This window comes from Lentilactobacillus parafarraginis DSM 18390 = JCM 14109 (assembly GCF_001435895.1).
Classification (GTDB): domain Bacteria; phylum Bacillota; class Bacilli; order Lactobacillales; family Lactobacillaceae; genus Lentilactobacillus; species Lentilactobacillus parafarraginis.
Map to the genome: position 1 here is coordinate 26,630 of NZ_AZFZ01000003.1, position 26,716 is coordinate 53,345.

30 protein-coding genes are annotated in these 26,716 nt (G+C 48.7%); 7 read left to right on the forward strand and 23 right to left on the reverse strand.

Annotation, left to right across the window (positions count from 1 at the left end):
• Window positions 1-84 precede the first annotated feature (84 nt).
• Window positions 85-498, forward strand: coding sequence for a MerR family transcriptional regulator (locus FD47_RS01200; RefSeq protein ID WP_040537930.1), 414 nt, complete (start codon window positions 85-87; stop codon window positions 496-498).
• 129 nt (window positions 499-627) lie between these two features.
• On the opposite strand, the gene FD47_RS01205 is transcribed toward FD47_RS01200, so the two are convergent.
• The 4 genes from FD47_RS01205 to FD47_RS01220 form a co-directional block, all read right to left on the reverse strand.
• Window positions 628-1,560 carry an FAD:protein FMN transferase gene (locus FD47_RS01205; protein WP_225425044.1) on the reverse strand — a complete coding sequence of 311 codons (933 nt, stop codon included), beginning with the start codon at window positions 1,558-1,560 and terminating at the stop codon, window positions 628-630.
• A gap of 64 nt (window positions 1,561-1,624) precedes the next feature.
• Complete coding sequence (locus FD47_RS01210) at window positions 1,625-2,374, reverse strand: NADPH-dependent FMN reductase (protein ID WP_054732424.1); 750 nt, start codon at window positions 2,372-2,374, stop codon at window positions 1,625-1,627.
• Window positions 2,375-2,471: 97 nt separating this feature from the next.
• Window positions 2,472-2,846, reverse strand: coding sequence for an ArsR/SmtB family transcription factor (locus FD47_RS01215; protein ID WP_054732421.1), 375 nt, complete (start codon window positions 2,844-2,846; stop codon window positions 2,472-2,474).
• Complete coding sequence (locus FD47_RS01220; RefSeq protein WP_054732418.1) at window positions 2,839-3,456, reverse strand: cation efflux transmembrane domain-containing protein; 618 nt, start codon at window positions 3,454-3,456, stop codon at window positions 2,839-2,841. The genes FD47_RS01215 and FD47_RS01220 overlap by 8 nt, the downstream gene beginning before the upstream one ends.
• 227 nt (window positions 3,457-3,683) lie before the next feature.
• Between FD47_RS01220 and FD47_RS01225 the strand changes: the two genes are divergently transcribed.
• A complete protein-coding gene (locus FD47_RS01225) occupies window positions 3,684-4,340 on the forward strand; it encodes a GPP34 family phosphoprotein (protein WP_054732415.1) in 657 nt (218 codons plus the stop codon).
• 71 nt (window positions 4,341-4,411) lie between these two features.
• On the opposite strand, the gene FD47_RS01230 is transcribed toward FD47_RS01225, so the two are convergent.
• A complete protein-coding gene (locus tag FD47_RS01230; RefSeq protein ID WP_054732412.1) occupies window positions 4,412-5,245 on the reverse strand; it encodes a hypothetical protein in 834 nt (277 codons plus the stop codon).
• A 2-nt stretch (window positions 5,246-5,247) separates the two neighbouring features.
• A complete protein-coding gene (locus FD47_RS01235; protein ID WP_082402575.1) occupies window positions 5,248-6,072 on the reverse strand; it encodes a hypothetical protein in 825 nt (274 codons plus the stop codon).
• 271 nt (window positions 6,073-6,343) lie between these two features.
• On the opposite strand from FD47_RS01235, the gene FD47_RS01240 reads away from it, so the two are divergent.
• Complete coding sequence (locus FD47_RS01240; RefSeq protein WP_054732409.1) at window positions 6,344-6,937, forward strand: C40 family peptidase; 594 nt, start codon at window positions 6,344-6,346, stop codon at window positions 6,935-6,937.
• A gap of 92 nt (window positions 6,938-7,029) precedes the next feature.
• On the opposite strand, the gene FD47_RS01245 is transcribed toward FD47_RS01240, so the two are convergent.
• The gene (locus FD47_RS01245) at window positions 7,030-7,692 is read right to left on the reverse strand and encodes a hypothetical protein (protein ID WP_054732469.1); all 663 of its coding nucleotides are present in this window, start codon (window positions 7,690-7,692) and stop codon (window positions 7,030-7,032) included.
• Window positions 7,685-7,999, reverse strand: coding sequence for a hypothetical protein (locus FD47_RS15795; RefSeq protein WP_156404139.1), 315 nt, complete (start codon window positions 7,997-7,999; stop codon window positions 7,685-7,687). The genes FD47_RS01245 and FD47_RS15795 overlap by 8 nt, the downstream gene beginning before the upstream one ends.
• Window positions 8,000-8,045: 46 nt before the next feature.
• Between FD47_RS15795 and FD47_RS01250 the strand changes: the two genes are divergently transcribed.
• Both FD47_RS01250 and FD47_RS01255 read left to right on the forward strand, forming a co-directional pair.
• Window positions 8,046-8,549, forward strand: a complete 504-nt coding sequence (locus FD47_RS01250; protein ID WP_008214040.1) for a DNA-3-methyladenine glycosylase I — start codon at window positions 8,046-8,048, stop codon at window positions 8,547-8,549.
• Window positions 8,550-8,568: 19 nt separating this feature from the next.
• Window positions 8,569-9,225: an SDR family NAD(P)-dependent oxidoreductase gene (locus tag FD47_RS01255; protein ID WP_054732405.1), complete on the forward strand. Its 657-nt coding sequence runs from the start codon at window positions 8,569-8,571 to the stop codon at window positions 9,223-9,225.
• 109 nt (window positions 9,226-9,334) lie between these two features.
• Here FD47_RS01255 and FD47_RS01260 read toward each other — a convergent pair whose 3' ends face one another.
• Genes FD47_RS01260 through FD47_RS01270 form a run of 3 tightly spaced genes read right to left on the reverse strand, consistent with a single transcriptional unit; the run spans window position 9,335 to window position 11,938 of the window.
• On the reverse strand, window positions 9,335-10,189 hold the full coding sequence (locus tag FD47_RS01260; protein ID WP_054732403.1) for a lysophospholipid acyltransferase family protein: 855 nt from the start codon (window positions 10,187-10,189) through the stop codon (window positions 9,335-9,337).
• Complete coding sequence (locus FD47_RS01265) at window positions 10,186-11,136, reverse strand: glycosyltransferase family 8 protein (protein ID WP_056979947.1); 951 nt, start codon at window positions 11,134-11,136, stop codon at window positions 10,186-10,188. Before FD47_RS01265 ends, FD47_RS01260 begins: the two co-directional genes overlap by 4 nt.
• Window positions 11,137-11,155: 19 nt before the next feature.
• Window positions 11,156-11,938, reverse strand: coding sequence for a lysophospholipid acyltransferase family protein (locus FD47_RS01270; protein WP_054732401.1), 783 nt, complete (start codon window positions 11,936-11,938; stop codon window positions 11,156-11,158).
• A 204-nt stretch (window positions 11,939-12,142) separates the two neighbouring features.
• On the opposite strand from FD47_RS01270, the gene FD47_RS01275 reads away from it, so the two are divergent.
• A complete protein-coding gene (locus FD47_RS01275; RefSeq protein ID WP_056979948.1) occupies window positions 12,143-13,906 on the forward strand; it encodes an ABC transporter ATP-binding protein in 1,764 nt (587 codons plus the stop codon).
• A 59-nt stretch (window positions 13,907-13,965) separates the two neighbouring features.
• On the opposite strand, the gene FD47_RS01280 is transcribed toward FD47_RS01275, so the two are convergent.
• The 12 genes from FD47_RS01280 to FD47_RS01335 all read right to left on the reverse strand — a co-directional run bounded on the left by FD47_RS01280 (window position 13,966) and on the right by FD47_RS01335 (window position 25,928).
• A complete protein-coding gene (locus FD47_RS01280) occupies window positions 13,966-14,841 on the reverse strand; it encodes a glycosyltransferase (RefSeq protein ID WP_082402574.1) in 876 nt (291 codons plus the stop codon).
• 169 nt (window positions 14,842-15,010) lie between these two features.
• Window positions 15,011-15,700 carry a 2,3-diphosphoglycerate-dependent phosphoglycerate mutase gene (locus FD47_RS01285; protein ID WP_054732393.1) on the reverse strand — a complete coding sequence of 230 codons (690 nt, stop codon included), beginning with the start codon at window positions 15,698-15,700 and terminating at the stop codon, window positions 15,011-15,013.
• Window positions 15,701-15,789: 89 nt separating this feature from the next.
• On the reverse strand, window positions 15,790-16,845 hold the full coding sequence (locus tag FD47_RS01290; RefSeq protein WP_054732390.1) for an AI-2E family transporter: 1,056 nt from the start codon (window positions 16,843-16,845) through the stop codon (window positions 15,790-15,792).
• Between the two features lie 167 nt (window positions 16,846-17,012).
• Complete coding sequence (locus tag FD47_RS01295; protein ID WP_056979949.1) at window positions 17,013-17,918, reverse strand: hypothetical protein; 906 nt, start codon at window positions 17,916-17,918, stop codon at window positions 17,013-17,015.
• 223 nt (window positions 17,919-18,141) lie between these two features.
• Window positions 18,142-19,479 (reverse strand): serine hydrolase domain-containing protein, encoded by a 1,338-nt coding sequence (locus FD47_RS01300; protein WP_056979950.1) that lies wholly within the window; start codon window positions 19,477-19,479, stop codon window positions 18,142-18,144.
• Window positions 19,480-19,485: 6 nt separating this feature from the next.
• The gene (dltD, locus tag FD47_RS01305; RefSeq protein WP_054732389.1) at window positions 19,486-20,769 is read right to left on the reverse strand and encodes a D-alanyl-lipoteichoic acid biosynthesis protein DltD; all 1,284 of its coding nucleotides are present in this window, start codon (window positions 20,767-20,769) and stop codon (window positions 19,486-19,488) included.
• Window positions 20,766-21,002: a D-alanine--poly(phosphoribitol) ligase subunit DltC gene (gene dltC / locus FD47_RS01310; RefSeq protein WP_054732386.1), complete on the reverse strand. Its 237-nt coding sequence runs from the start codon at window positions 21,000-21,002 to the stop codon at window positions 20,766-20,768. Before dltC ends, dltD begins: the two co-directional genes overlap by 4 nt.
• Before the next feature lie 35 nt (window positions 21,003-21,037).
• Window positions 21,038-22,255 (reverse strand): D-alanyl-lipoteichoic acid biosynthesis protein DltB, encoded by a 1,218-nt coding sequence (dltB, locus tag FD47_RS01315; RefSeq protein ID WP_008211002.1) that lies wholly within the window; start codon window positions 22,253-22,255, stop codon window positions 21,038-21,040.
• Window positions 22,252-23,778 (reverse strand): D-alanine--poly(phosphoribitol) ligase subunit DltA, encoded by a 1,527-nt coding sequence (gene dltA, locus FD47_RS01320; RefSeq protein WP_054732383.1) that lies wholly within the window; start codon window positions 23,776-23,778, stop codon window positions 22,252-22,254. The genes dltB and dltA overlap by 4 nt, the downstream gene beginning before the upstream one ends.
• Window positions 23,779-23,791: 13 nt before the next feature.
• Window positions 23,792-23,938: a teichoic acid D-Ala incorporation-associated protein DltX gene (locus FD47_RS01325; RefSeq protein ID WP_008210998.1), complete on the reverse strand. Its 147-nt coding sequence runs from the start codon at window positions 23,936-23,938 to the stop codon at window positions 23,792-23,794.
• Between the two features lie 21 nt (window positions 23,939-23,959).
• A complete protein-coding gene (locus FD47_RS01330) occupies window positions 23,960-25,120 on the reverse strand; it encodes a serine hydrolase domain-containing protein (protein WP_225425043.1) in 1,161 nt (386 codons plus the stop codon).
• Window positions 25,121-25,517: 397 nt separating this feature from the next.
• Window positions 25,518-25,928 (reverse strand): hypothetical protein, encoded by a 411-nt coding sequence (locus tag FD47_RS01335; RefSeq protein ID WP_008210993.1) that lies wholly within the window; start codon window positions 25,926-25,928, stop codon window positions 25,518-25,520.
• A gap of 355 nt (window positions 25,929-26,283) precedes the next feature.
• On the opposite strand from FD47_RS01335, the gene FD47_RS01340 reads away from it, so the two are divergent.
• Window positions 26,284-26,664 carry a DUF1694 domain-containing protein gene (locus FD47_RS01340; RefSeq protein WP_008210991.1) on the forward strand — a complete coding sequence of 127 codons (381 nt, stop codon included), beginning with the start codon at window positions 26,284-26,286 and terminating at the stop codon, window positions 26,662-26,664.
• The last annotated feature ends 52 nt before the right edge of the window (window positions 26,665-26,716 follow it).

Consider the following 26,716-nt stretch of genomic DNA (forward strand, 5'->3'; position numbering starts at 1 on the left):
TGCATTTTTCCTGTCATTCCATTACGATATTGATAAGCATACCACTTCAAGTTAACTTGAAGTAAAGAACGAGGAGAACACAAAATGCCAACTTACTCAATTAGTGACGTTTCAAAGCGGTATCACCTGCCACAAACAACGTTGCGGTACTACGAAGATCTCGGGTTACTCTATGACGTGCCCCGCCGCGGAAATCACCGGGTCTATAATGACGCGCACTTAGCCCGGCTGAGCGCAATTTGCTGCTTCAAAAATACCGGCATGACGCTGAGTGAACTGCAAACGCTTTTTAGCTACGATGAGCACAGTGCCGATCTGGATAAAATTATTGATCTGCTGGATCGCCACTGCCGTGAAGTGGATGAAAAGCTGCGGATTCTGGAACAAAATCATCGCCAGATCAAACGAAAGCGCCAATTTTACGAAGATATCCGCACAGCCAGAGAAACCCACCAGCCCCTGCCGAAGTGGGCCGATTACAAAATAACCGACTTCTGAATTGATTCACAGCCACCGATTTTTAGCAAGCTCCTAATTCAAAAACACCTAAACAAAACGAGATTCCGTTCGCATCAGCTGTCTAACGGGATCTCGTTTTTATTTGGATAACGCTTCTTAATATTCGATTTAATCGGCGTAAGTGACCTGATAACTAGGATCAAGAACCGTCACATCGGCATCTTTCAAGCCGACGACGGTCACCCGCTTGTCCTTAGTGACAAACACCGCGCCGTATAGATCAGAGCGGTCCGCTGCCCATCCCGGAACGGGCTGACCGGCAAAAAACAACCGGGCCGTTTCAATTTCACCATCAATTGAGGCTTTTGAGAAGATTGTCACGCCAGCCAAATTATTCTGACGGGGGTAACCGGTCTGTGGATCCAAAATGTGGTGATAGGACTTCCCGTTGGCTTCCAAATGGCGTTCATAAATGCCGCTGGTAACTGCCGAACACGGGCCAATTTTCACACTCAAAATGGCCTTGCCCCGTTCGGAAGACGGGGCCTGAACCCCAACGCGCCACTTACCATCGAGATGAGCCGGCGAATCACCGACTAAAAGCAGGTTGCCGCCCAAGTCAATCATCCCGGCGCGTTTTCCATAGGCCCGCCAGTAGTCAGCAATTCGATCGGCAATGTATCCCTTGGCAATTCCGCCAAGATCCAGTTCCATGCCAGCCCGTTTCAAAAAGATCGAAAGGTCGGCATCGTTAAAGTCCGCCTGCAGCGGATCAATTAACGCCAGCCGGTCGTGGATCTGGGAATCGGTGGGCACGTGCGCGTCTGTAAAGCCGATTTTCCACAGCTTCACCAACGGCCCAATCGTCGCGTTGAAACCAAAATTTTGCCGACTAAGTTGAATCGCCCGCTTCGTCAGCGAATAAGTGGCATCTGACACGGAAACCGCGTGGTCACCGGCGGCATCGTTAACCGCCATGACCTCTGAACCCTCCCGATTCACCGTCAATAAATTTTCATAGTAGGCCACCAGCCGATTGGATGCGTCAAGCTGGGAAGCCTTGGCGTCCCCAAACAACGTCAAATTGATCTGGGTCCCCAGACCATAGTAGTTCTTAGTTAACTTTTGCGCCGCAATTCCATTATTAATGATTATCAGTCCTCAATTAGTGTTCAGAAGCCCCAGTCGTCGCGTCTTGTTCGGACGTCGGCGCTTCCTGGGGTTGATCGCCTTCGGATTTGTCGTTATTTTCCGACTCGGTATCCTGATCAACTGCTTCGGAGGCACCGGTTTGCGCGTCAGTTTCTTCCGACGCCCCGGTAACCACGTCGGTGTTCAAATTGAGATACGCCTGGGTTGGCGACGTTTGGGCATCAACGCTTGTCTGTTTGCGAACAAAAATTGCAAACCGGGTGAAGTCCCGATCCAACTGATCCAACGCAGCTTGATCACGCAATGTCCCATTAGCGAATGCCTCATTTGCTTGCCTTAATGCAAACTGGCCACCGCCAAGGACGTTAGCGGAAAGCCCCACCGCGCTTAGAACCTGCTTCACGCTTGCTCTCGCAAACGCCGCCCCGGTATCATCAGCAGATACGCCAATCACCATCACCGGTTTATCTTCAAAAAGTTGGGGCATTCTGGAAAACCATTCCAAAACCGATTTTAACGCCGCCGGCATCCACTGAGCATACTCCGGCGTCGCAACAATCACGCCATCGGCTGCCGCAATTTGATGGGCCAACCCTGCCACTTCGGCAGGCATTTTGGCCGCCGTTTCATCGAACATCGGCATCCCGTGGATCGGGGCCACTTCGATAACTGCCTGATTCGCGTAACGCTTTTTCATCATTGCCAACAACGTTTGACTCGGTGACGCCTTTGACTGAGTTCCAACCATCGCAACTAATTTCACGATGCACCGCCTTTCATATTTAACACCTGTATGTGACTAATTATAACCCATGGTTAGCACCCACGAAATGGTGATTTCGACCTAATTGTCGCTAACCTTAATGCCCATGAGTTTTGCCGCGCATCACGTGATCGGCGTGGGCCAGCATTTCGTTTACCACGTCTAAAATATGCGGATCATCCAACCGGTAGTAATTGGCCTTGCCAACCCGATGGGCGCTGACCAGCTGGTGTTTGCGAAGCAGTGCCAAGTGGTGGGAAACGACCGACTGTTCCAGACCCAGTAAGGTTCCCAGTTCCCCCACGTTTAGCTCGCGCTGTTCAAGCACCTGCAGCATTTGGAGACGGGCGGGATTGCTGAGTAACTTGAAAATCCGTTCTGATTCCGCCAATCGCCGGTGGTTAATCAATTGGATGTCATTAATATCCGCTTCGGAATTGGCCCGCCCTGACAGCTGGGAATTCTCAGTCATCGCTGGTCACCCCTTCAAGGCCTTCACTGGCAATAAAGTAAACTAACACGAGGGCGGCAACCGAATCGGCCCACCACCAGTTGAACAGGAAGGTTAGCAGCGCGCCAACCAGCACGGTTGCGGCCATGTAGGCACAGGTGATGTTGCACATGCCATCTTCCACTAAGGCGTCAGAATGTAGTTGCTTGCCCAAGCGCCGTTTGCAAATCGTCAAAATTGGCATCAATATGACCGAGGCAATGGCAATCGCCATGCCGGAATAGCTGGTATCGGCCGCCTGATGGGAAAATAAATTAATCAATGAGATAACGGCGACGTAACCTGCCAATAACAGCAGAACCGCCCCAACAATTCGTGACGAACGCTTTTCGGCCAGGGCAATTTCTTCTGCTGAAGCCCCGGCCGCCTGTTTTCGTAATCGCCAAATTAACGTGCTGCCAGAGATAATTTCCAAAAAACTGTCCAGCCCAAAAGCGATTAACAAAATCGAACCGGCCTTCAGTCCCGATATGAACCCGACCAAAAATTCAAAGGCCATCCAGCCGGTCGAGAAATATTCGGTATGCAGGGCACGATCAACCAACGCCCGTTTTCCGATCTGATTTTCCATGTCATCCCATCCCCATTTAATATGTCGTCATGTTAATATGTCGTCATGTTCATATGTTGACTTTAACATGTGAACTGACCGCCGTCAATTTTAATGTGAATCCGACCCAATTCCATGCAAATGACCCCGCTGCCAAAAAGATAATCGCTTTGTTTTACTTTGGCAGGATTGCATGATAGGTTTATGTAAAGTGTCACAGGTTTACACGAATCGAGAGGAGCAGGCCCATGCAGAGCAAAATTTCAGAACAATACTTTCTATTAGCTGAAAACACCGGCAATCGCAGTGCCATTATGCGGGGAATCCGCCGCCGGGCTTACCTGACGGCCTGTATTTTATTTGATATGCAGCTGGGCCAACTCGTCAAATTCTCCAATAACTGCATTGAGGTGATTGCCCCACTGCCGCGGGAATACGCGTTCTTGAACCCGGTTGTTGACAGCATTGACGACCGGATTAGTAAGACGGCCAAGAACAGCCTGCGCCATTTAATTTTGAATCGGCAAATTAACCGCGCGGTATATGATGGCGTGGGCAAACGGCTCCTCGCCAAAAATCAGGTCACAAAAACCACCAGCCGCGGCCTACTCTTCAGTCACGATAAGTACGATCCCACTCCCGAGGCCCAGCAGCGGGTGATCCAACATATCCGCGAAACGTTTCTAAATCAGCAGCAGCCTTCCGCCGAAATTGTCGCCCTGGTCTCATCCCTTTCGAGGACCCGGATTCTCAAAGATTACTTCGATAAGTCGGAACTGGCAGCGATTAAAGAACAATTAGCCGTTTTCCGGGCTGATTCCGGATACAATGACTTCTTTAAATTTGCCAAATGGATTGACGAGTTCATCACCACGATCATTCTCGCGGCGTCAAGTCACGGTTAAATTCATTCATGATCGACAGCATATAAGAAAAAATCTCGCAAACCGAATTTCGGTTTCGCGAGATTTTTACGTTAAAACAACACTTCAGTATGCATGTAATAATCCTTACCGGCAATCAAATACCGCTCAGAAACTTCCACGGAATCCACGTACTGGGGATGGTCATCTTCGGGAATCATGGTAAGGGAATGTTCGCCGGTTCGGGTAATCGACAAACGATACTGGTCGTTACCGGTCTTGGCGACCCGGGTGAGCGGCGCGCCCTTAATCTTATTCTTGACGTAAAAATCAGTTGTCTTCCCGTTATCAACAGTCTTCCGAATTTTCGCGTACCCCTGGGGCTTCGGCGCGTATGCTTGGAAAACCGGGACCTTGGAATAGGACTCCAGATACCCATCGACGGTCACTTTAAAGCCGGTTCCCTTCGCCTTAACCTCATCGGTTGGCCAGCGCACCCCGCGCCACAGATTACCGTCGGCCAAATAGCTACCGGCTGATCGGGTGTCCGGATCGGCCACGTAGTAGTATCGCAGATAGATCGGCGAAGCAATCTTTTTAAAGTTGGCGGTTGTTGCCCATATGCCGGCCGTCATGTTCGGTTTGCGTTTAGATTGATAGAACGGCTTGCGCAAATGATAACTCATCGAATCCATATCAATTGTGATGAAGGGATGATGGGTCCGCTTGCTTTTGGAAACGCCGGCGACCTGCACAACGGTCCCCTTAGGAAGGGTAATCTTAATATTTTTATAGTAGGCGTTTTTAATGGTCATTTGCCGCTGGGTCTGCAAATAACTTCGCTGGGTCACCTTTAAATAGTGAGTCTTGGCCTGCACCGTTGCTTGGCTGCCAACCAAGCCCAATATGATCGTCATGATCCCAATTAATAATCGATTTATCTTCACGATTAGTCATCCCCCAAAAAACGGGCGTTCTCAATATGCATGTAAAATTGCGTCCCGCTGATTGTATACAGTTCATTCAATGCGACCTGGGAGGCGTTATCGGCGTCCGGAATGGCGGTTGCCGTGTCGCCATAAGTCCGATAAATTCGGAGTCGATAACGATTATCGCCCTTTTTCGCAACTTTAGTTAATGGCAGCTGATTAAAGGATTTCTTGAAATACAAATCCACATTTCTCCCGTGATGAACGGCTTTTTGGACCTTCATTGTCATGCTTGGTTTGGGGCTGATGACGTATTGATACGGCGACTGGTTAAAGTATTCCAAATAACCATCGGTGGTCACGGTAAAGCGCACGCCGATTTGCTGCTGATAATTAGCCGGCAGCGCACTGCCCTGCCATAAATTACCATCGGCAACGTAGGTCAACAGCTTATGTCCAGCCGTGCTGCGGGTGATGTTATAGTATGCCAAGTAAGTCGGTTTTTTTACCAGCTTAAAGTTTTTCCCATTGGCCTGAATCCACCGACTCACCTTACTGGTGTTTTGAGCATTGAGTAACGGCTTACGCACGCCATAGCGAAGACGATCCACATTGAGGGCAACGTACTTCTTCCCGTGATCGTGCTTAATGCCGGTAACCTGCACGGTCGTGTTCTTAGGAATCGTGAGCTTAAGCGTCCGCTTGCTGTTGTACGTCTTCAATTGTCGCTGGGTTGTCAAAAAACTATTTGTCACAACCTTTGCCGATACGGTGACACTGCCGCCGGCAACCCCCATCAGAACGGCAATTCCCAGCCAACTGATCATTTGTCGAAAATTTATCATAACGTCCCCCACTTTTGTAATGGTATTCACCGTTAATTTTACCCCATCGAGACTCATTGGGAGACGGATTTTGAAAAATAATTTTCCCTGATTAATCCCCTGCTGAAATTTGACCCGTCAAGGGAATTTGCCAATCCTTAATGGCGATAATTAAATCTTAACCACCATTTCAGCGTGACATTTTTCGTCAATAGATCCCAAAACTTCTGTAACCTTCTTGAAATCTTCACCGGTTATCATGGCACCACAAATTAAAAAATGAGGTGTTCCTTTGAAATTCAGCAAAATTATTTTAAGTCTCGCAGCTGCCGGTGCCATTATGGGCGGCGCTGCCACCACGGCCAGTGCCAATCCGGCAACCGGCAGCCAACCAACGTATTCCCAGCAGACCAGTTCATATGCCCAACCCAATCGTCAGGCCACTTATAGGAATCAGACGAACCAGGCAAATCAGCCGGCGACTCAGTCAACTGGAACAACCACCAGTGACTCGACCAGTCAGGCTAACGCCGTGGTCTCATTGGCCAAACAGCTGGCGACTCAAAACATCCCCTACGTTTGGGGCGGCGAATCACTCAGCGGCATGGATTGTTCGGGCCTGACCGACTACGTTTACCAAAAAGCAGCCGGTATCAGTCTTGGTCACTACACCGTCACGCAAGAAAGTCACGTTACCAAGAAAGCCTTTGCTGACGCGCAGCCTGGCGACCTGCTCTTCTGGGGCAGTCAGGGTGCCAGCTATCACGTTGCCATCTACATTGGCAATAACCAGTATGTTGCGGCTCCCCAACCAGGCCAAAACGTCGAAATTCAAACCATTAACAGCGCGTTTATGCCAAGCTTTGCCGGCCACGTAAACGGGTAATTCACCCAACCAACCTCCCAAATTCCGTAAAAAAGCCAGCTGCCAGTTCTAAACGATTCACTCATCGTTAGAATCTGAGCCAGCTGGCTTTTTTAGACGTGGGCATGTTGATCATAGGTAAATGGCAGCGAGACGCTAAAGCCACTGCTAACAGAATTAAGCGTCGCGGCACTCTTGGAACCGGCAAACGTCAGACGCACACTTTGCGGCTGAGCCGTTCCAGTAAACTTGTCAACCAAGACGTGGATCGTAAACGTATGCCGCGAATGGGCTGCCAGGTTTTCAGATTGGCCGTCATCAATCACTAATTCATCGGTTCCATCCAAAATGTTGCTGTTGGCAAGTTCGACTTGCTTTAAGCCACCAAACGTCACCGGGTTGGCAAAGTGATTGCTAACCGTATAGGAAACTTTTAGGTAAGTATAGGGATTGCTGACCTGAGCCAAGTTATAGTCACTGGCAGAATTTGACCGCTGCTCGGCGGTCTTCGGCGTATTTGAACAAATTTTGGCCCAGTTAATCGTGGTCGTCAATTTTTTCCGGTTAAAGGTTAAGTTCTGGCGCGTCGCAATTCCCCGAAGCTTAATTCGGCCATAGCGGGCACTGTCATAGTACTGCCCCACCCGATATAAGGGCGCGTGATCAATATCATTGGGGTCCTGCTGCTTGGTACTTACCCGTTTCTTATGATGAGACTTCTCACTAGCGGCCGTCGATGAAACACTGGCCGTCCCGCTGGCGGAATGATTAATCATCGGCGGCACAAAATACAGGGCAGCCAACAAAATAAGAATTGCCCCGCAGATCACCAGCCACCATCGATAAGTGCCCCGCCGATTTCGTGAAGAATGTTTGATGCTGATCCCTCCCTAATACATACTTGATAAGCCCAACTCGTTCACACAATGTTTTTATCATATCACGAAATTCCAAGGCGTTGCCGCCCCATTTTAAAAACCTCGCCGACCAAGAGTCGTTCATTGCCAGCGCGACCGGAGATATCCAACTATCCCGGCCTTGGCCCCGTCGATGATGAAGCGTTTCCACCCCCGTCTGGTCCAAACAGTGCTATTCTACAAGCAAACGATATCAGAAAGAAGGAACGAACATGGCAGAACAAGTAAACGGCGTCGCCCTTTACCACTCACTGTTTGGCACCGAAATTCATGATCCGCGAATTTTATTCGAGATGCTGACCGTCAACGTGTTTCAGCCAGGTTTAAACTGGCGGGTCGCTGCCAGTAAGATTCCGGTGTTTGACCGGGTCTTCAAACATTTCGACGTCGAAAAGATTGTCCAGCTCAATGAAGCGGATTTAGAAGCCCTTGAGGCGGATCCAGAAATGATTCGCAACCCAAGAAAGATCCGCGCCGTGGTTCAAAATGCCCGGGCAACCTTAAATCTGCAGCCAGAATTCAAAGACTTGGCCGAATATCTTTGGTCATTTAAACCCACGGACAATGTCGTTTCCGGAACGTTAAAGCAAGACTCCCACAGTCTGGGTGCTCAAGTTGCCAAAGACATGAAAAAACGCGGCTTCACCTTTGTCGGTCCCACAACCATGGAACTACTGCTTGTTGGCACCGGCATTCTCAACCATCACCCCGCCTAACTGAAATGAGGTTCTTATCATGGATCAAAAAATTGCGTTAATCGTCGGTCCCGGCCACGCCGGATTGGGGGAAGCCCTCGCAACCCGATTTGGTCACCGCGGATACACCATTGCCCTTCTGGGTCGCAAGCAGGCCCCCCTGGATGCCCTGGTCACAACGCTGGCCGCTGAACACATCAATGTGTTTGCGGTCACCGCTGACCTCGGCAACCAAAGCAGCCTGGCCGCGGCCATTAAAAGCGTGACCAGTCAGGGAACCCTTCAAGTGGTCATTTATACCGCGACTATGCGAACGAAAAATAAACCTTCAAGTCTGGATCAGGATGTTCTTACCGAAAGCCTGATCAGCAATCTTCTTGGTGCCGTAACTCTAACCCATTTGGCGCTCCCCTACGTCAAACAGGCTGGCGACGGGGTTCTGCTATATACCGGCAGCATTGTGGCTGCCAAGCCGGGCATCACTGATATTGAGCAGTCAATTGGCAAAGTGGGCCTGCGAAATTACGTGCTCGCCCTGAACAAAGAATTAGCCGGTTCTGGCGTCTTCGCAGGAATGGTTACAATCAACACCTATATTCGCAAGGGCCGGCCGGGTCACATGGATCCAATGGTCATTGCCAAGGCATTCGAAGATCTGGCAGTCGCCCGGAACAAGGCCGAAGTGGCTTATCATTAGCGATGGTCAACCAATTGGCCCAACAAAATAAAAATCGACGAATGCAGCCGGGAGAAATTCCGGGTTGCGTCCGTCGATTTTTAAATAACGTTAAAATGATTAATAATGGCTAAATATAATGCCCCGCGATGTCCTGATTTTCAAACGCCGGTTGAAACGGTCGCTGGTAGGCAGCTTCGTACGCGGCAATTTTTTGTTTTTCGTCAATTTGGCGCATCTTATCGGCTACTTCCCGCGGCGTGCCAGTTTGCTGATCGGGAAAGATTGGCGGTAATATATGAAATGTAAAATCAATTCCGTGGGGGTCATTCTTGGTCGGGGCGTCGACCATCGAAACAAAGCATGACACAATCGGCACGTTGAATTTAACCGCGTAATGATACGCCCCGCGCTCAGCCGGCCGCGGTTTGCGGTAATTAAACCACATCTCGCGCTCCGGATAAATTAAGATTGACTGCTGATGTGAAAGGGCCTGCTTCAAAAGGCCGGTAAAGTCGTGCCCCATGTACTGAATGCTGTCACTAATGGGGATGGTGTCCGCGTAGGTCATCAAGAACCCCAGCATGCCGCTCATTTTTAAGTTCGTCAGCTCAACGACAATCGCCAGATCAGGCTGCTTTAAGGCTGATCGAACTAAGAGGCTGTCAATGGGGCTAAAATGATTGCAGGTAATGATTGCCGGCCAACTGACATTGGCGAGGTTTTCAGTTCCCTTCACCTTCATATTGGCGGCGGCCATTTTCGCGGCAACGTTCATCATCGACCGTGCTTCAGCCCCGCGCCACTGGTACCGATGAGTTTGGCGCAGCGCGAGGTAGTTTTTTAGAACCGCGTGCTGCTGATCAAGGGTCAAAACCGGATCGTGAATTTCTACTTTATCATTCAATTGACCACGGTTGGCATTGGCTTCAATGTTGGCAATCACTTTGTCACGATCACCAAGTTTTACTGGTGTAAAAGTCATAGCGCAATTTTTACTCCTTGTTTTGAAATCGCCGCAAAGGTCACCGGCGTCTTGATAATATTCACTGCCAGCGCAATCAAATCTCGTTGATTTTTCTGATCACGTTCGGTTTCTTGGGGCGTCATCTGGGCAAGGTCGTGTTGAAGTTCTGAATAAAAGCTGGTCTGCTTGGCATATCGCCAGAAATAATCCTGCCGTGGCGCGTCGGCATATCGCCACGGCTTGGCAAACAGGTTGTAATGAATCAGCCGCGGCGTCACCGTTTTCGGGGTCGTGATCTGCACGTTCCACGACGAATCCAGGTAACAAATCCGTTTTCTGGCAATGGCGTTCATGTAATCCTGGTCCGGGGCCAAACTCTTGAAATGATAGCGATTAAGAAGATCAAGAAAATGATCGGCGAAGTGACAATCGCGCATTACCTTCAAGTTCATCAGCAGAACCCCCGAGTTAACGTACTTCTGGGAATCAATACCGACCGCCTGATTGGCGTAATCAATGGTTTCCGGGGTATGACCGATGAAGTAATCCGGAACCGCGCCAATCAAATTTTCCCCTAACGAAACGTCGTACAACTTCGCGATATCATCCAGAATCACCGTATCGGCGTCTAAATAGATGGCCTTATCCAAATCTGGAAACAGTTCGGCGATAAACAGGCGGAAATAAATCGTGAAGGTGAAGTAGTCGCTGCGCAATTTGTTACCGCGATCATCAATCGCCTGCTTTAACTGGGCGTTAATCGCCACGAAGCTGATGGTGACGTTGGCTTGCTGGTACGTTTTTAATAGGTCTTGATTTGCCGTATTCAAATTATCACAGAGGATAATCAGGTGGTACTGACGGGCTGGATCGGTGTGGGCTGTCAATGACTTTATCGCCACGGCTAGATACGCCGCGTAGTTATCATCGACCGCAAAGAACACTGGAACTTCTGATGATGGCATTTATATTTCCCCCTCTAACTTACTGCGATGCATCCGGCCGCCGCTGATACTTCGCGTACTGAACGTTGCTTTGGCGGCTGCGGACAACCATCGCTTGACGAACTTCATCGTGCAATTTTTCCTGGCGGACTTTTCTGGGCAGGGTCAAATCAGGATAGAACGGACCATCAAAGTAGATGATCATGCGTGGTTTGGCAAATCCCCTTCGCTGCTGATAAGTTGCCGTCATGGCGTAACTGGCCACGTTGGCCGAAACCGGATAGTGAAACGCGCCGTTTGGAAACGGCCGAATTCCGGTGTAGTACGGCCAAACGTGAGCCTCTGGATAAATAAAGACGCGTTGGTGCTGTTTGAGACGAACCGTCATCGCCCGTTGAAACTGAATCATCTGTGATAGTTTAGCCGGTAAAATCAGTGCGCCCCCCATCGTCAGCATTTTGCCAACGATTGGAATTCCCAAGTTTGCAGCTTCGGCGACGGTGTATGCTCGCCGTGGAAGTGCCGCCAACATTGGGATAAAGACGTCACCCAACGGTTGGGTGTGATTGGCAAAAATAAACGCGCCATTTTTCCCCTGGGTACGCAAACAGCGTTTATTGCGAAAGGTCACGTGTAAAAACAGGCGACAATAGATCGTCGCAAAGCCAATGCACAAGCCATACACAATCGTTGACACAAAGCGATAAATCCGGTTCGTATGTAACCAAATAAATCCCGGTGGAATTGAGGCTTCCTGATGCTTGGTAAAAATGACATCGTCGTCCCAATTCTGGTACTGATACGTTTTTCCCGGGCGCCCCATTCAGTCATCCCCCTCCAAAAACAAGTTCATCACGAACCCATTTTAATTGATAAGTCGTTCACATGCCAATAATGGGTTAATTTTATCATAGCTGCCCTTAAAATACCGCCATTTTCGGGAAATTGTTGTGCAATTGGAAACAGCTATGCTAGGATACTTAAGTTAACTCCTTTATTAAAAAATAATTATTCGGGGCCGTTGGTCATGCAAAAACATCAGGCAACAAAGTTTAATTTTAAATCATTTATCCAACTTATCAACCAAATTCATCCACGATATTGGCAGCTTATTTGCGGGTTCCTACTTGGCGTGCTGGCAACCGGGATGCAGTTAGCCGTGCCGATGTTCGCCAAAACCATTATCAATTCAATTGGCCATGCCATCAATCACGGGTTGGTGGCTGGCGTTATCGGGCTGTTTCTTGCCAGCACGCTAATCGGTGCGGCGTCCGGCAGTATTCTTGGCTTCTTTGGTGAAGACGTCGTCTACAAGCTCCGAACCCGGCTCTGGCAAAAAATCTTGAATTTACCAGTCACCTACTTTGACCAAACCAAGTCCGGAGAATTAACGTCCCGACTGGTCAATGACTCCACGCAGGTTAAGGAACTGCTGGCTAATTCCGTACCCCGGACCGCCACGTCAACGATCCAGTTGGTGGGGGCCCTCATTTTGATGCTCATCATGGACTGGCGGATGACGTTAATCATGTTTATCGCCGTCCCGCTGGTGCTTATCGGCCTCTTGCCAATCATCCGGGCATCCCATAAAATTGCTCGGGCTCGCCAAGACGCCCTGGCAGACTTAAACGGAAAGGCCGGCGAAATGTTAGGCGAGGTCCGGCTTGTCAAATCATCCACCGCCGAACCCCTGGAAAGAAAGGCCGGCAATACCCGGATGGCCCGCCTTTATCACATTGGGTTACGGGAAGCAGTTTACGATTCGATTGCCGGGCCGGTCATGGGAATGATCATGATGGCCATGGTGATTGGCGTGTTAGCCTACGGGGCTATTCGGGTTCGCCAAGGCGCCATTGATATTGGCACGTTATTTTCGTTTCTCATGTATCTGGTCCAGCTCATTGGGCCCTTCACGGTTCTCGGCCAGTTTATGACTGACGTGGCTAAGGCCAGCGGGTCAACAACCCGAATTCAGTCGTTGCTGCAGGTTAACGAGGAAGACCCGCACACCGGTATTGCCACCAATATATCCGGAAAGACGCTCAGAATGAACGCGGTGAGTTTTTCATACCAGCCAAACAAACCGATTCTTCACGATGTGTCGTTTGAAGCCGCCCCAAACTCGGTGATTGCCTTTGCCGGGCCGTCCGGTGGCGGGAAATCAACCATTTTCAGCCTACTCGAGCGCTTTTACGAACCGGACAGCGGATCAATCACAATTGGTGACACCCCCATTAGCTCCCTCAAGCTGGCCGATTGGCGCCGCCAAATTGGCCTGGTTGGGCAGGACGCCGCCATTATGTCGGGAACCATTCGGTATAATCTCACGTATGGTCTTTCCGACTCATTTTCCGATGACCAATTATGGACCGTCCTGGAGATGGCCTACGCGACCGATTTCGTGAAGGCCATGCCCCACCAACTCGATACCGAAGTCGGCGAACGCGGAATCAAAGTTTCCGGCGGCCAACGCCAACGGATCGCCATTGCCCGCGCATTTCTCCGGGACCCGAAAATCCTCATGCTGGATGAAGCCACCGCGAGTTTGGATTCCGAATCCGAAATGATGGTCCAGCGCGCCCTTGATAAATTGATGGTCAACCGAACCACTCTGGTGATTGCTCACCGGTTGAGCACGATTACCGACGCCAACGAGATTTACTTCATCGAAGACGGCCGGGTGAGTGGGCACGGTACTCACCAGCAATTGGTCGCGACCCATCCCCTGTACCGGGAATACGTTCAAAACCAACTTTCAACCGAAAAAAAGCCGGTCCCCCTTCAACCATAAAGGGCAACTGGATTGACGCTTCCCAATTTGGAAATCGTTAGTCAAGTTGCCCTTTTTAATTACTGATTTAATTTGCTAACCGTCGGCGAATTCGTTGCAACGGTCGAATGCGCATCCAATTCGTCGATAATGGTCTGATACTCCGCCAAAATATCGTCATAGATGTGCAGATGAAGTTTGGCGTGCATATCAGCAACGTCCCATGGTTTAACGGACACGGTATGAATGATCGGCCAAAATGACCAGCGGGTGGAAAAGTGTTGAAAAACCGTGTCGGCCTGCACATCCTGCTGCTCATTATATCGTTCAGGCGCCAATCGCTTATGATGGGCGAGTTTATTAACCGCCGACTGATCCGGCATAATCATTGGCCGCCGGCGGCAATAGTCGCGACAACGTTCAAACAAACCGCCTGACCGAATCGCCTTCAAATTCAGTAACAGAACCCCGGAGTTAACGTAGTCAAAAAGCTGCCATTCGTGGTGGAAAAACCACCGGCCGTAATGATCAAGCACGCCCACAAATTCGGTGTCCGCTAATGATTGGTGGTAGAAATCTTCAAACGGCTGCCGGCAAACGACGTCGGCATCCAGGTAGAGAATCCGATCAGAAAATTCCGGAATTAAGTCACTGTACAGCCGCAGCATACTATACGGCGTAAACAGCGTATTAACATTTGCCGTTGGTGGGTTGGCGTTAAATAAAGCCGTCATATCAATTTTAACCACCGAATGGGCTGGATTTTTGCGCTTGGCAACCCGATCCAGCAGCGCGGCATGCTCATCGGTTAGGGCGTGAAACTGCCGGTGACGATTTTGCAGCGCCCCGGTTAAAATAAAGATTCGTAATGGTTCTTGAGCATGCTTCGTGAGCGACAAGATTGAAATAATCAAGCCGTCAAGCATGTGATCGTCCCCACAATATAAAATGTCCAAGCCGTTTCACCCTTCCCCCAAACAGTCACTTCATTGAAAAGTGTGACATATTTGGTCATAAATGGCAACCAAAGCGCGAAAGAAACCAAGCCGCCAAAAAAACGGTTAGCTCCCAGAATATGGGAAGCTAACCGCCCGTTGACCACCATTTTTCTCGTTGGCTGAAAAATTAGTCCAACTTGGTCTTATTTGTCACGTTCAATTTATCATCAAAATCATAAACAACTGGTTCGCCGGTTGCCATTTCAAGATTCATGATATCTTCATCGGAAATGTTTTCGATGTATTTTGAAAGGGCCCGAAGTGAGTTACCGTGGGCGGCGATGATGACGTTCTTGCCGTCTAACAAGAGCGGAGCAATCTTGTCTTCCCAGTATGGCATTACCCGTCCCAAAGTGACCTTCAAGTTTTCACCGCCGGGAACAATGTGGGGATCCAAGTTGGCATAACGACGGTCATGAACAGCTGATCCTTCGTCATCAGCACTCAGAAGTGGTGGTAACACATCGTACGAACGACGCCAGATGTGAACCTGTTCGTCACCGTACTTTTCAGCGGCCTTCTTCTTGTTGTGGCCCTGCAATGCCCCGTAGTGACGCTCGTTCAAACGCCATGTTTTTTCTTCAGGAATCCATAGTTGATCTGAGTATTCCAAAGCGTAGTGAAGCGTTTTGATGGCCCGAGTCAGAACTGACGTGAACGCATAGTCAAACTGGATGCCGGCCTTCTTGATTAACTTACCAGCATTGATGGCTTGCTTAACGCCTTCCTCACTTAAATCAACATCTACCCAGCCCGTAAACTGGTTGGAAAGGTTCCATTCACTTTGACCATGACGAATTAAAACAAGTTTTGCCAATATCATTACCTCTTTCTATATCTCTATCAGATTGATTTTACACCAAATCAGAATAATTTTCAGTAGTATTCGTTAATAACAGGCGCCAATTATTTTTTGGGTGGCTCCTGAGGCGGCTGGATGGTTGGTACCGGCTCGTCGTGGCGCTTCACCCCGAGGATATCGAGGAAGAACGTGAAGATCGGTACCCCGCAGATCAGCCCCCAAATGCCGAGAAAATGTTCGCCAACCAGAAGCACGATAAACGTGTAGAAAATTGGCAGGTTGGTTCTTGACGACATGAATTTGGGGTTGAGTACGTAGGCTTCCAACGCGTGAACAACGATAATGGTGATGATTAAGTAAATCACGTCCCGAAAACCGCCAACCGAGTAGCCCACTAATGACAGCGGCACAAATGAAATGATGACCCCGGCTACCGGAATCAAGCTCAGGATGAAGACCATCAACGCCAATACGGCCAACTGCGGTAAATGCATCACAGCCACCACAATGGTTGTCAGAACGGTGTTTACCAGGGCGATAAAGAACTGGGCTTCAATGACAACCCCAAAGGTCGTAACAAACTTTTTGCCAAAGAAGTACAGATCCTGGAAGAACCAGGCAAAGTCGCTCTGAAGAAACAACCGCGAAAAATTATCCATGGACCGTTTTTCGATTGTGAAAAAGAAACTGAGAATCATCGACAGAAACAGCGTGACGCCCATTGTTCCAACGCCGGTAATGTATTTCCAAATTAGGGAAACCCCATTCTTCATCTGCGACATGACGTTACTCTGTTTGATGAGTTCATTGACCCACTGAAGGGTCGCGTCATCCGGCAAGTTCTGCGGATTCGAGTAGAAATCGACAATGTCCTTGGTGGAGCTGATGGCCTGATCGGCAATCTTGGGAATGTAAACCGTAATGGCCAGATATAACCCCAGCAATACCAGCAGATAAACCACGATCACAATCAGCCGTGACGGAATTTTAACCACGCGGCGAATCGCGTTGGTCAGCTTAACGACCAGCAAGCAAAAAATAAACGTCAGTAGAAACGTGCTCATCATACTGCGGACCAGAAACAGGACAATCACGATAAACGCAAGAACGGAAAACCGCCTCAACGGCACGTTGTTCACAAACCTTGTCCATGGAGACAAAAAACCACCACCCCTTCAAAATTCAACTCTCGTCGATAATGGTACACTACCGGACAGGCGTCTCACAAGCAATTTTAATAATTTTTACGTTCTGACAGTAAACGAAAAGAATTCCGGGAATTAATTTTCTCAGAATTCTTCGATCAATGACAAATGAATGCCGATTGTTAATACTTTTCCTTCACGTACTGGCCAACAGACTCGTTATTGTTATGGGCACCCTTGATGATATTCTTCACATCCTGGTCACTCATCGCGTTGGAATCGATGCCGGCCGCGCTAATCTCATGACGGGCAGTGTTTACTTGAGCTGCGGTAATTGACTGACCATCAATTTCGTTTTGCTTTGGGTTCACCGTATATTCGTTTGATCCCTTATAAGCGTCGGCAGCCTTCTGTTCGGATGACGTCAAACTTGCGCTGCTGCTTGGCGCAACGTTCGGTGTGTTTTGGGTACTGCTGTTAGAAGTTGAGGATTCAAAGTCACTGGAAGAACTGGTTGCCGCAGTCCCGTTCAAAGCGGCGTTATTCTTCGTTTGCAGCTGCTTGGCCTTGTTATAAATTGTCTTGTAGTAGGTCTGCTTAATGGCGGTATCTGACAAGATCTTGTCCAGCGTACTGTTTGACTGCGCGTAATTGCCCTCGCCGGTTTCGTTCAGGGCCTGACTGTAGAGCTTATTATACCGCTTGAGATTGCCTTGGATCGTCTTGACTAATTTAAGGCGATCATTTGCCCGGCCCTTCAAGGTTTCATTGCCATTTTTGGTGGCTACGACCGACTGGTAGCTATTCTTTGCCCCGGCAAATTGCCGTTGATTAAATAAATCATTGGCAGCCATAAAATTCTGCGTCTGACTCAGTAGCCGGGTCGCTTTTTCATCATTCGGCTTACGCTTCAGCGCGTTGGTATACGCAGTTTCAGCCGCAATATAGCGTTTATTCGAGATTTGAAGGCTCGCCCGGTCCATGGCATCCGAATATAATTTTTCATTTTGACTGTGACGGGCGTACGCGTAACCACCCACCGATGCCGCAATAACGATGGTGATCACTAACCAAATCCACTTTTTCAAATATAAGCCCTCCTCGGAATTCATTTCGTGTCATCATTATACCATTATCCAAGAAAGGACAAAAACCGTTTGGAAATCCAGGGGACTATTCCATGGGTGACAAGGCCCATTAAAATCCATTTCCAATGCCGGCTATCCGGTGGCCTACCCCATTCCAACCAAAAATAGACGCCCCGGAAATCAATCATCCGGGCCATCTACTTTCAATGATGCTTCTTAAATTTTAATAATACTTCGCAACTTGATACATTAACTCCATGAATTTCTTGGGCGCTAAATTATTCGTTAACGGCGTCTGGTTCGTAAATACCAGGGCCATGTGATAATTGCCGGTGGTTGCGTAATAGCCGGTATGAAAATCCGCGCCGCCAAACGACCCATTGTTATACTTGATGCCGCTTCGAGTGACGTAGAGGCCCCCTGAATAGACCGACCCATAACTGGTCATTTGTTGATACTGCTTGGCCGTCAAAATGGTGCCATTCTGAAGCCCCAATACAAATTTCGCGTAATCCGTCGGGGTGGTTAATAAGTTGCCGGCCCCCGGAATCGCTGACAGTCTGGCCAGCGAGATCCCATAGGGGTTCAAGTAATTCTGGGACCCCTTGGCATCATATCCTAACGCTAACGTTGCCTTGGTATTGGGCGTCTTGCTGCCAACAATGACCGTATTCGTCATCCCCAGTTTGTCCAAAATCCGGCTCTGGAGGTTCTGAGCGTACGACTGGCCAGTCACCTTCGAAATGATTCCGGCTAACAGGACATAATTGGCGTCACTGTAGTCAAAGTCGTTATCGTCAGTCGACCGGGCCCGTTGAACCATACTGTCATACGCCTGGTTCTCAGTCATTGCCTTTGACGGCGTGATATCGACGTTATCAAGTCCAGAGGTCATCGACAGCATCTGCTTGATGGTAATGTCGTCGCTATGATCAACTTTGGGATAATATTTATCAAGTGTCGTTGACGCCGATAGCTTTCCCGCGCTGATCAACTGCTGGATCATCGCGGCCGTCATTGATTTTTGCAGTGATGCCAGCGGGTACAGTACCGACCCGTCGCTCGCATTGGCAACCTTCTTATCGGCATTCGCATAGCCGTTGGTGACAACCACGGTCTTACTCCCGCCAGCTGGCGCCAATACGGCGGTCCCAATGGCATTGTTCTGCTGCATGGTCCCCTTGGCAACCTGAGACAAACTGGCCGATTTAATGCCATGAACGTTCATCCAGCCGATTGTTTTACTGAAATATCTCAACTGAGCGTAAGTTCCCGTTTTGGTGGTTTTTGTCTGCATTACGCGGACATAGTCGTTATTGTAACGACTGCCATTGTCATCGGGCGTTTTGGTGCTGCGGCTGGTGTAGTACGGGCCGTCGGTATACAGCGGATAACCCTTTGCCGTTGTCGATTGATTGACAATCTGGGCGTCATAATGCGTATTGCTGCTTTTAATAATCGGATTGTAACCGGCGGTCATGCCGTGCGCCACGAAGCCACCGGCAAGCAGCACCCCGATTAAAAAGGCCAGAATTGGATACCCTTTAAAAAAGTGTTTCATTCACGATCACCTGGAGTAGTAACCGTCATCGTCATTAAATAATTGTTCATTGTCCCATTCCCTTGCATAAAATCTTTGATCAATGTGATAGTGCGGTTTCTTAACCGATTTGGTCAGAAACGGTTTAATTGCCCGATCCATCTTCAACCAGCCCCGCCAGCCGGGATGAATCGTGTCACTCATAAAATACGGAATTCCGCCATCCTGACTGAGATCGTCAATATGGTTAAAGCCTTGCGAACGCAATTGATACTGAATTTTCTGATCAAATTGCCGCAACATCCGTGCGGAAAGCCCCGTGTATCGCTGCCACTTTTGGTTAACCGGCGGAATTATAAACAAGACCTTGGTGTGGTCCCTGGCAAACTGATTCAAAACCAACTCAAAGTCACCGTACTCCGGTGACTTCAAATAGCTTTGCCCCTGCTGGAAGTTGCCCAGCCGGGCCACGTGCTTCTTTAAGCGTTTGTTCCAAAATTGATTGTTAATCCCAAATGAGTTGGAAGTTGTCTGCTGCTGACCAATTTTGCCAGCCAATCGATTCAGATTATCATACTGATAACGCCTTGGCAACTGACGGGCCTCGCGCCTAATCTTCGCCGCGTTAGTCGACGGAATCCGAAAACGGGCGTAGATCTGGTCCTCATTGGTTAAAATCCGGTGACGAAAGCCGACGTATGCCCGCTGAAAAGCGGTTGGCTGAAGACCCGCCGCAATTCTGGCGAGGGCGGCGGCAATCACTTTATCGGAACTTCCCGATGGCATCTGCAGGAGCCGGTATGCGGCATACCGATCCATCTTCGTTCCGGTCTCAGATTCAATCCAGGTGGTTGTCTGAAGCGGTGAGTAGTAGAAAGAAAAGGCATTGGGATCCTCACCCTTTGGCGTGAACCATTGGGGCGAAATAAAGAAGACCGCCTTTCGATTCTTTAGCTGCGCGTTGACCGACTGCATGACAAAGAAGTGGGTCAACGACTGACTCCCCCGAGCTCCCAGTAGAAACGGCCGGTAAGAACGATGATACTTGGCCGCCAATACCGATGGGTGAAACGGATCAAACCGCGACCACTCTGATGATCCAAAAAAGCCAACGTAGTGGTCATCCATTGCGACCCGTTTAACCAGCCCACCTTTCAAAACCAGCGGCGATAACGAAGAAGCCGCATTGTTCTGGACTTCTGAACTGACATCATTGAACCGCGCCCACAGCGGCGATAGGAACACCACCAACATCAATAGGGCTGCCGCAAAGATCGGCCCAAAGATTTGAAAGAGGCGTTTTTTGATCATTGGGCATCTTCGACCTTCGCGATAATTTTGGCTGGCGTGTTCCACTCATTTCGGTCAAACTCAGAAACCGGCGCCGAAACGCCCAGTTGGTCCTGTAATTCAAGCAGCAGCTGGACGGTTCCCATGGAATCAAGCAGCGCGCTGTCGTAAAGATTTTCATCTAAGTTATCAGAAAAATCTTCCCCGGTTAAATCCTTTAAAATTCCCAAAACCTTACTTTTAACATCATCCATTATTCTCAACCCCCGTTTAAATTTCCGTTAACCGCCTAAAACGGCTTCGGTGCAAAAAACAACGTGTTCAAAAATCCTGAAAAAATCAAGAAACTGAAGCAGACCACGTTAAACGTGATGAAGATGGCCAGCGCTTCGGTTAACTTGTTGTGAGGAATGACCGCCTGATGCTTCTTCTTAAAGCGAAGCCAAGCGTCGTTAATCACCATCGCAAACCCATGATAGAGCCCGTAAGTAATGTAGAACCACGTTTCACCATGCCAGAATCCCATGATGAGCATGTTAATGACGTAGCACACGTTGGCCGTCGTTGTCCGGCTCTTAAAGATCTTATGTTTCATACAGAAGAACACCAACCGCATGAAAATATAGTCGCGGAACCAAAACGACAGGGTCATATGCCAACGATTCCAAAAGTCCTTAATGTTCTTCGACTTGAACGGCTGGTTAAAGTTCATCGGCGTTTTAATTCCCATGAGGTAACTAATGCCAACCGCGAATAAACTGTAACCGGCAAAATCGAAGAACAGATCCATGCTGTAAACGTACATATAGCCAACGATCGACCACGACAATCCGTGGGCCAGAATCGCCTGCATTTCAATTTGGGGCATTAAAATTGACCCAAAGAAGTACGCCAAAATAAATTTATAGACGAATCCCTGAAAGATGTAGCGAACACCCTTCTGCACCATATCCAAGTAGGCCGCCTGCTCGGGCACCTTCTGGTAATCGGCTAAGAATCGCCGGTACCGGTCAATTGGCCCCGATGAAATTGTTGGGAAGAACAGGAGAAACTGGCCAAACAGGACCGGGTGAAACGTCTTAATCATCCCATCGCGGGTTTCCATAATTGTCTGCACCACTTTGAATGTGATGTAGGAAATCCCGAGGAACCCAATAATCGACTGGCGGCCGCCTTCAACTGCCGGGGTAATCTTGACAATGACGAGGGGCACGATCGCCAGAATAACGGCGAGAACGAACACCCATCCCCGATTTGCCGATCCCTTTGGCTGACGATAATGTGAATACGCGGCAACCAAAAGGACCTGGTAGATCAGGTAACCAATCAAGGAAATCCCGGTTTTCCAGTTGGGCCCGCCAAACGTCAACACTAAAAATAGCAGTGAAATCAGTGTTTGGTAGCCCCGAAACCGGTGACCGTACAGCAAGCCAATCATCAATGGGATGAGTGCCAAGCCCAACCAGAGAAAGTAGGTCGGGTTGCCATAGGGAATGTACCATCTCATTTCGGATTGACCTCGTTAATAACCGCGCGAATGTCGACCTTCCCATTTCGACTCAGCGGTAATGATTTTCGGTACACAAACTTCTGTGGCAGCATGTACGCCATCATCGTTTGGGTTAAATTCTTTTTAATAGCGGCAGTCAATTCCAACTCGTTTTTAATGGTTTCGTCCTGGGGTACCACGTAGGCAATTAACATTGATACCGTGTGCTGGGCGTTGTACTTCGGAACCACCACCGCCTGCTTAACGTGGGCTTCCTGGCTGACCAGGCCGGCCACATCTTCAAGCTCGATTCGAAACCCGTTTAATTTTACCTGAAAATCGCTGCGGCCAAAGTACTCCAAGAGCCCATCCTCGCGCATCGCGACAATGTCACCGGTCCGGTAAGCGTTGTGACCCTTGACCTGATAAAACGCCTGGCGATTCTTTTCGGGGTTATTAATATAGCCCTTTGACACGCTGTTACCGTAGACAACCAGTTCTCCCTTTTGAGCACTTGGCAGCGGATTTCTTTGGTCGTCAACGACCTGGCCGTGAACGCCGGCCTTGAGATAGCCGATTGGTAACCGGTTAAAATCATCCAGAACCTGGTTGGTAATTTCAATCTGGGAGATTGCCACGGTCGCCTCAGTTGGCCCGTAGGTATTAAAAATGTGGGCGTCAGGGAACCGTTTCTTGAGCGTCGCTGCCGTTTTGTGTGTCAACTCCTCACCACAGAACAAAAAGTGCGTGAGCTGGGGATAATGGGCCTGATCAAACGTTGGTTCCAACAAGCAAATCGTGACAAACGATGGCGTTGACACCCAAACGTTAACGGCCAGGCTTGGCAGTGTCGTAAAGAGAACGATAAAGTTATCGGTGGTCTTTTTGGACAGCACGTGCAGTGTCCCACCGCTATACAGGGTTGGGTACAGGCTCATCACCGATAAATCAAAGGAATACGCCGGCTGCTGCAGCATTTGCAAGTCGGCTGGTAAATTAAAATCACTCCCCTTAATCCACTCAACAAAGCTCATCAGGTTGTTGTAACTAATCTCAACGCCCTTGGGCACACCGGTGGTTCCGGACGTGAAGATGATATAAAAGGTCTGATCGCCATGCACCGAGTGCGTGTTGTGATAGGTCACCTTCTCCAAACAAATGCGTTCCAGCTCTTCATTGGTAATCACTTCAACTCCCGGCAAGGTGATTGGTAATGGTGATACGGCAATCACGGCTGCCGGCTGAGCAATTTCATTGATCAATTTGAGCCGGTCACTTGGTGAATTGACATCCACCGGGATATACGGATGACCGGACTTAACTGCGCCAAGAAAGGCAACAATCATCTCAAACGACTTTTCACCAAAGACGATGATCGGCTGATTCAGCTTCAAGGCCATCGCGTCGATGTGTTCGGCCAGCGCACCAGAATCCGTTTTCAATTCCCGATAGGTGTTTTGCCGACCATTGTAATTATAGGAAATACGATCCCCGTTCGATTCCGCGTACGAATCGATCATTTCAATAAGATTTCTGCTCATAAAAAACTTCCCCTTAAAAGTCGTTATAGATAAATTTAGCTTGGTTGATGCCGCTGTAATCATACAAATAGAAAAGCACCATCATAATCGCGAAATATACCAGGGTGACGGTAATAAACCGAACTGTCGGCCGCTGGAAAAATCGCTGTAGCTTTGACAAAATGACCCCCTCCTCATCAATTTATGACTTGGCAACTTGGTTAAACAATGACTCGGCCAAGCGCTGAATCGTCGCCGCTGGGCGGTAATTGTTACTTAGTAGGACCACCCCGGAACGGCCGTTGTTGGTCATAAAGATTACGGATTCAAATCCGTAGCCAATTCCGTGGGAGCGAATCCCGTTTGAGAGGTTATACACGCCCCCGCCATAGGTTGAAACCGTTCCCGGCGTGTGTAGCGTTGTGACCGCCGCCTGGGGAACAATTTTTCCAAGAAGAATCGCCCGTTCAGTCCGGTACAGATCAGCTGTTGACATATATACCTGCCCGGTTCCCAGCTCGTTATACATCGCGGTTCGCTGTTCGCGGAACCGTTTGCCATAGGTCTGCCGAACTTGATTGGCGCTGAGATATCGGTAGCCAAGCGTTCGGTTAGGCCGCCTGCCCCAGTGCTGAACGAAGCCGGTGGATTGTAATCCCAGCGGCTTGACAAACGTCTGATCAAAATAGCGGCCGTATGACTCATGGGTTAGTTTGGCAATGATGCCGGCCAATAAAACATAGTTCACCGGCTGATAGGACCACTGCCCAAGCTGAGAAGCCCGGCTGGTCAAATGCTGAACGTCATAGTGAACCACGCTGTGCTCATTAAACACGGCGCTTGGGCCAAGCTCAGCCATCGATAATCCCGAATCCATATCCAACAGATTCCGAATCCGGATGTTTCGAGCGTTGGGAATTGCCGCGTAAAATCTGGAAAGGCGTGTCTTGAGGCTCAACTTCCCAGCCATAATGAGTTTCATGACCATCGCTGCCGTGAGCGATTTTTGAATCGACAGGATTTGATATTCAGACGCCGGTGTGTTCTTTTTAGCAGCTTCATAGTCGGCATAGCCAAATCCCTTCCGGTAAACGACCCGGTTATTTCGGACCACCAGGGCACTGCCGACAAAATGACCAGCCTTTAAATACGCCGTAATGTTGGCATTCTCCCGATTTTTGGGCGGCCGTTTTGACTGAGCCGCCCGCTGAGTTTGCCGATCGTCAGAACTGAGTGCCGAGGACTTCAATTTAGGCTGCCGCCGCTGTTGGGTTTGTTTTGAAATCGCCCGTTGCGGTTGATTGCTATGGGCCGCAATCAACCACCAGCTCAGCCCGCCGACAATGATTAACCCAATTGCCACCAGCCCCCATATCAGTCTTGACCTGTTGTGCCTCACCATTATCACCCCCCTCACCATTGAGGCCCATTAACTAATTTGGTCACCCAACCCAGTTTAAAAATGCCCGTCATGGTGAATTTTGTTGACTGCTTTTATTATCCGCTTGAGATTGTGAATCTCAATCAGGACCCGTAAATTCAGAGCCTGCTTATCAAAACCTTTAGGGTCTTTGAAATTTGTTAATGGATTGTTGCATAAACCAGCCTATTTTAAAAGCGAATGATAATGAATTAATGATACTTGGCATGATTGGTATGCGTGACAATTCCTGATCACGGACAGAAAAAAGCTCGGTCACCCACATCAAATTATCAATATAAGGGACTGAGCAATAACTTAACTATTCATTTGTAAATCATTAAGCCATTTTGCCGGCAGTTAATCCTGAAGCAAGTACCCATCCCTGGCCCTTAACGTTCAAAAATGTCTGGGACTTTTGGGTCTTGGTTGCGGCTGTCTTAATTGATTGGGTGACATAATAGGTTGTTGAAGCCTTCAGTTTGCCCTTTGCGGTAAAGGTCACGTTACTGCTGTCAGCAGCAATCAGCGCTTTATAAACCGTTGGGGCAGTCTTAGTGGTGTGATAGGCTTTGGCGGTTTTAAAGAACGATGCCCCGTTCTTGGCGATGGTATAGGTCATACCTTTGGTTGTCTTAGCTGGTTTTGCGGTTGTAGTTGGTTTAGTGGCTGCAGAAGCAGCTAACGGGGTTGCAAAAGCCAGTGGTAAAGCAAGTGAAATTACAGTCATCAATGTCGTCATCTTTTTCATAAAGAGGACCTCCTTAATTTGATGACCAAATTATATTCTGTTACAGGATTATTTCAACGAAAGTGATAATCAATTATCGAGTCTTAAGAGTTCCTTAATAAAGCGGTTGCAAATACCGATATATCACTGGGTTGGTGGCTTTTGAGCATATTAAAAATAGGCTGTTAATTCGTTTCAATTATTACAAAAAGATTACATAGTTTACTTTCAGCATTATTTTCAGTCATTTCCAGTAGTCACTATTTATCATTCCGGTTTTTCCTTTCGCATTCGAAAGAATGATAGTAGAATGGGTTCATCAGCCGTGAAGCGCGGATTTTCGCGCGGCGTTCACACAACCGAAAGGAGTCAAACCATGGCAAACGATTCAGAAGATTTTATTAAGCAGCATATGTTTGGAAATCCTCAGCTCAAGCCTGATGAAAAGCGGGCTTTTCTGGGCAACTTTCGTGAAAGAGTCGCGATTGCCCTGACCATTTCCCAGCTCCAAAATCCGCGGACCAAGGAAATGGTCACCAAAATTTTTGACCAGTATCCAGAATACCGGGCTTATATGAATGGAAAAATGCCCCAATCACTGATCGACGACTACATGGGACTGGCAATTGATCACCGTTATCAATACACCATCTTGGTTCAAAACGGTCTTCGAGTCGATCAGCCTACCGGACCAAATGATTTTGGGCTGGTCGTCGCCGATCCAAAAAAGAAGATTACCAAACGAATTTTGTTGTAGAATTAATTTTATCAATGACAAAAAATGACTGGCCGACAACTTCAAAAAGTTA

Excerpts from the sequence above, each read along its gene's own strand:
- FD47_RS01200 (WP_040537930.1), top strand. The coding sequence starts at position 85 with ATGCCAACTTACTCAATTAGTGACGTTTCAAAGCGGTATCACCTGCCA.
- FD47_RS01215 (WP_054732421.1), bottom strand. The coding sequence starts at position 2,846 with ATGACTGAGAATTCCCAGCTGTCAGGGCGGGCCAATTCCGAAGCGGAT.
- FD47_RS01220 (WP_054732418.1), bottom strand. The coding sequence starts at position 3,456 with ATGGAAAATCAGATCGGAAAACGGGCGTTGGTTGATCGTGCCCTGCAT.
- FD47_RS01225 (WP_054732415.1), top strand. The coding sequence starts at position 3,684 with ATGCAGAGCAAAATTTCAGAACAATACTTTCTATTAGCTGAAAACACC.
- FD47_RS01235 (WP_082402575.1), bottom strand. The coding sequence starts at position 6,072 with ATGATAAATTTTCGACAAATGATCAGTTGGCTGGGAATTGCCGTTCTG.
- FD47_RS01245 (WP_054732469.1), bottom strand. The coding sequence starts at position 7,692 with ATGATTAATCATTCCGCCAGCGGGACGGCCAGTGTTTCATCGACGGCC.
- FD47_RS01250 (WP_008214040.1), top strand. The coding sequence starts at position 8,046 with ATGGCAGAACAAGTAAACGGCGTCGCCCTTTACCACTCACTGTTTGGC.
- FD47_RS01255 (WP_054732405.1), top strand. The coding sequence starts at position 8,569 with ATGGATCAAAAAATTGCGTTAATCGTCGGTCCCGGCCACGCCGGATTG.
- FD47_RS01260 (WP_054732403.1), bottom strand. The coding sequence starts at position 10,189 with ATGACTTTTACACCAGTAAAACTTGGTGATCGTGACAAAGTGATTGCC.
- FD47_RS01265 (WP_056979947.1), bottom strand. The coding sequence starts at position 11,136 with ATGCCATCATCAGAAGTTCCAGTGTTCTTTGCGGTCGATGATAACTAC.
- FD47_RS01270 (WP_054732401.1), bottom strand. The coding sequence starts at position 11,938 with ATGGGGCGCCCGGGAAAAACGTATCAGTACCAGAATTGGGACGACGAT.
- FD47_RS01275 (WP_056979948.1), top strand. The coding sequence starts at position 12,143 with ATGCAAAAACATCAGGCAACAAAGTTTAATTTTAAATCATTTATCCAA.
- FD47_RS01300 (WP_056979950.1), bottom strand. The coding sequence starts at position 19,479 with ATGAAACACTTTTTTAAAGGGTATCCAATTCTGGCCTTTTTAATCGGG.
- dltD (WP_054732389.1), bottom strand. The coding sequence starts at position 20,769 with ATGATCAAAAAACGCCTCTTTCAAATCTTTGGGCCGATCTTTGCGGCA.
- dltC (WP_054732386.1), bottom strand. The coding sequence starts at position 21,002 with ATGGATGATGTTAAAAGTAAGGTTTTGGGAATTTTAAAGGATTTAACC.
- dltB (WP_008211002.1), bottom strand. The coding sequence starts at position 22,255 with ATGAGATGGTACATTCCCTATGGCAACCCGACCTACTTTCTCTGGTTG.
- dltA (WP_054732383.1), bottom strand. The coding sequence starts at position 23,778 with ATGAGCAGAAATCTTATTGAAATGATCGATTCGTACGCGGAATCGAAC.
- FD47_RS01335 (WP_008210993.1), bottom strand. The coding sequence starts at position 25,928 with ATGAAAAAGATGACGACATTGATGACTGTAATTTCACTTGCTTTACCA.
- FD47_RS01340 (WP_008210991.1), top strand. The coding sequence starts at position 26,284 with ATGGCAAACGATTCAGAAGATTTTATTAAGCAGCATATGTTTGGAAAT.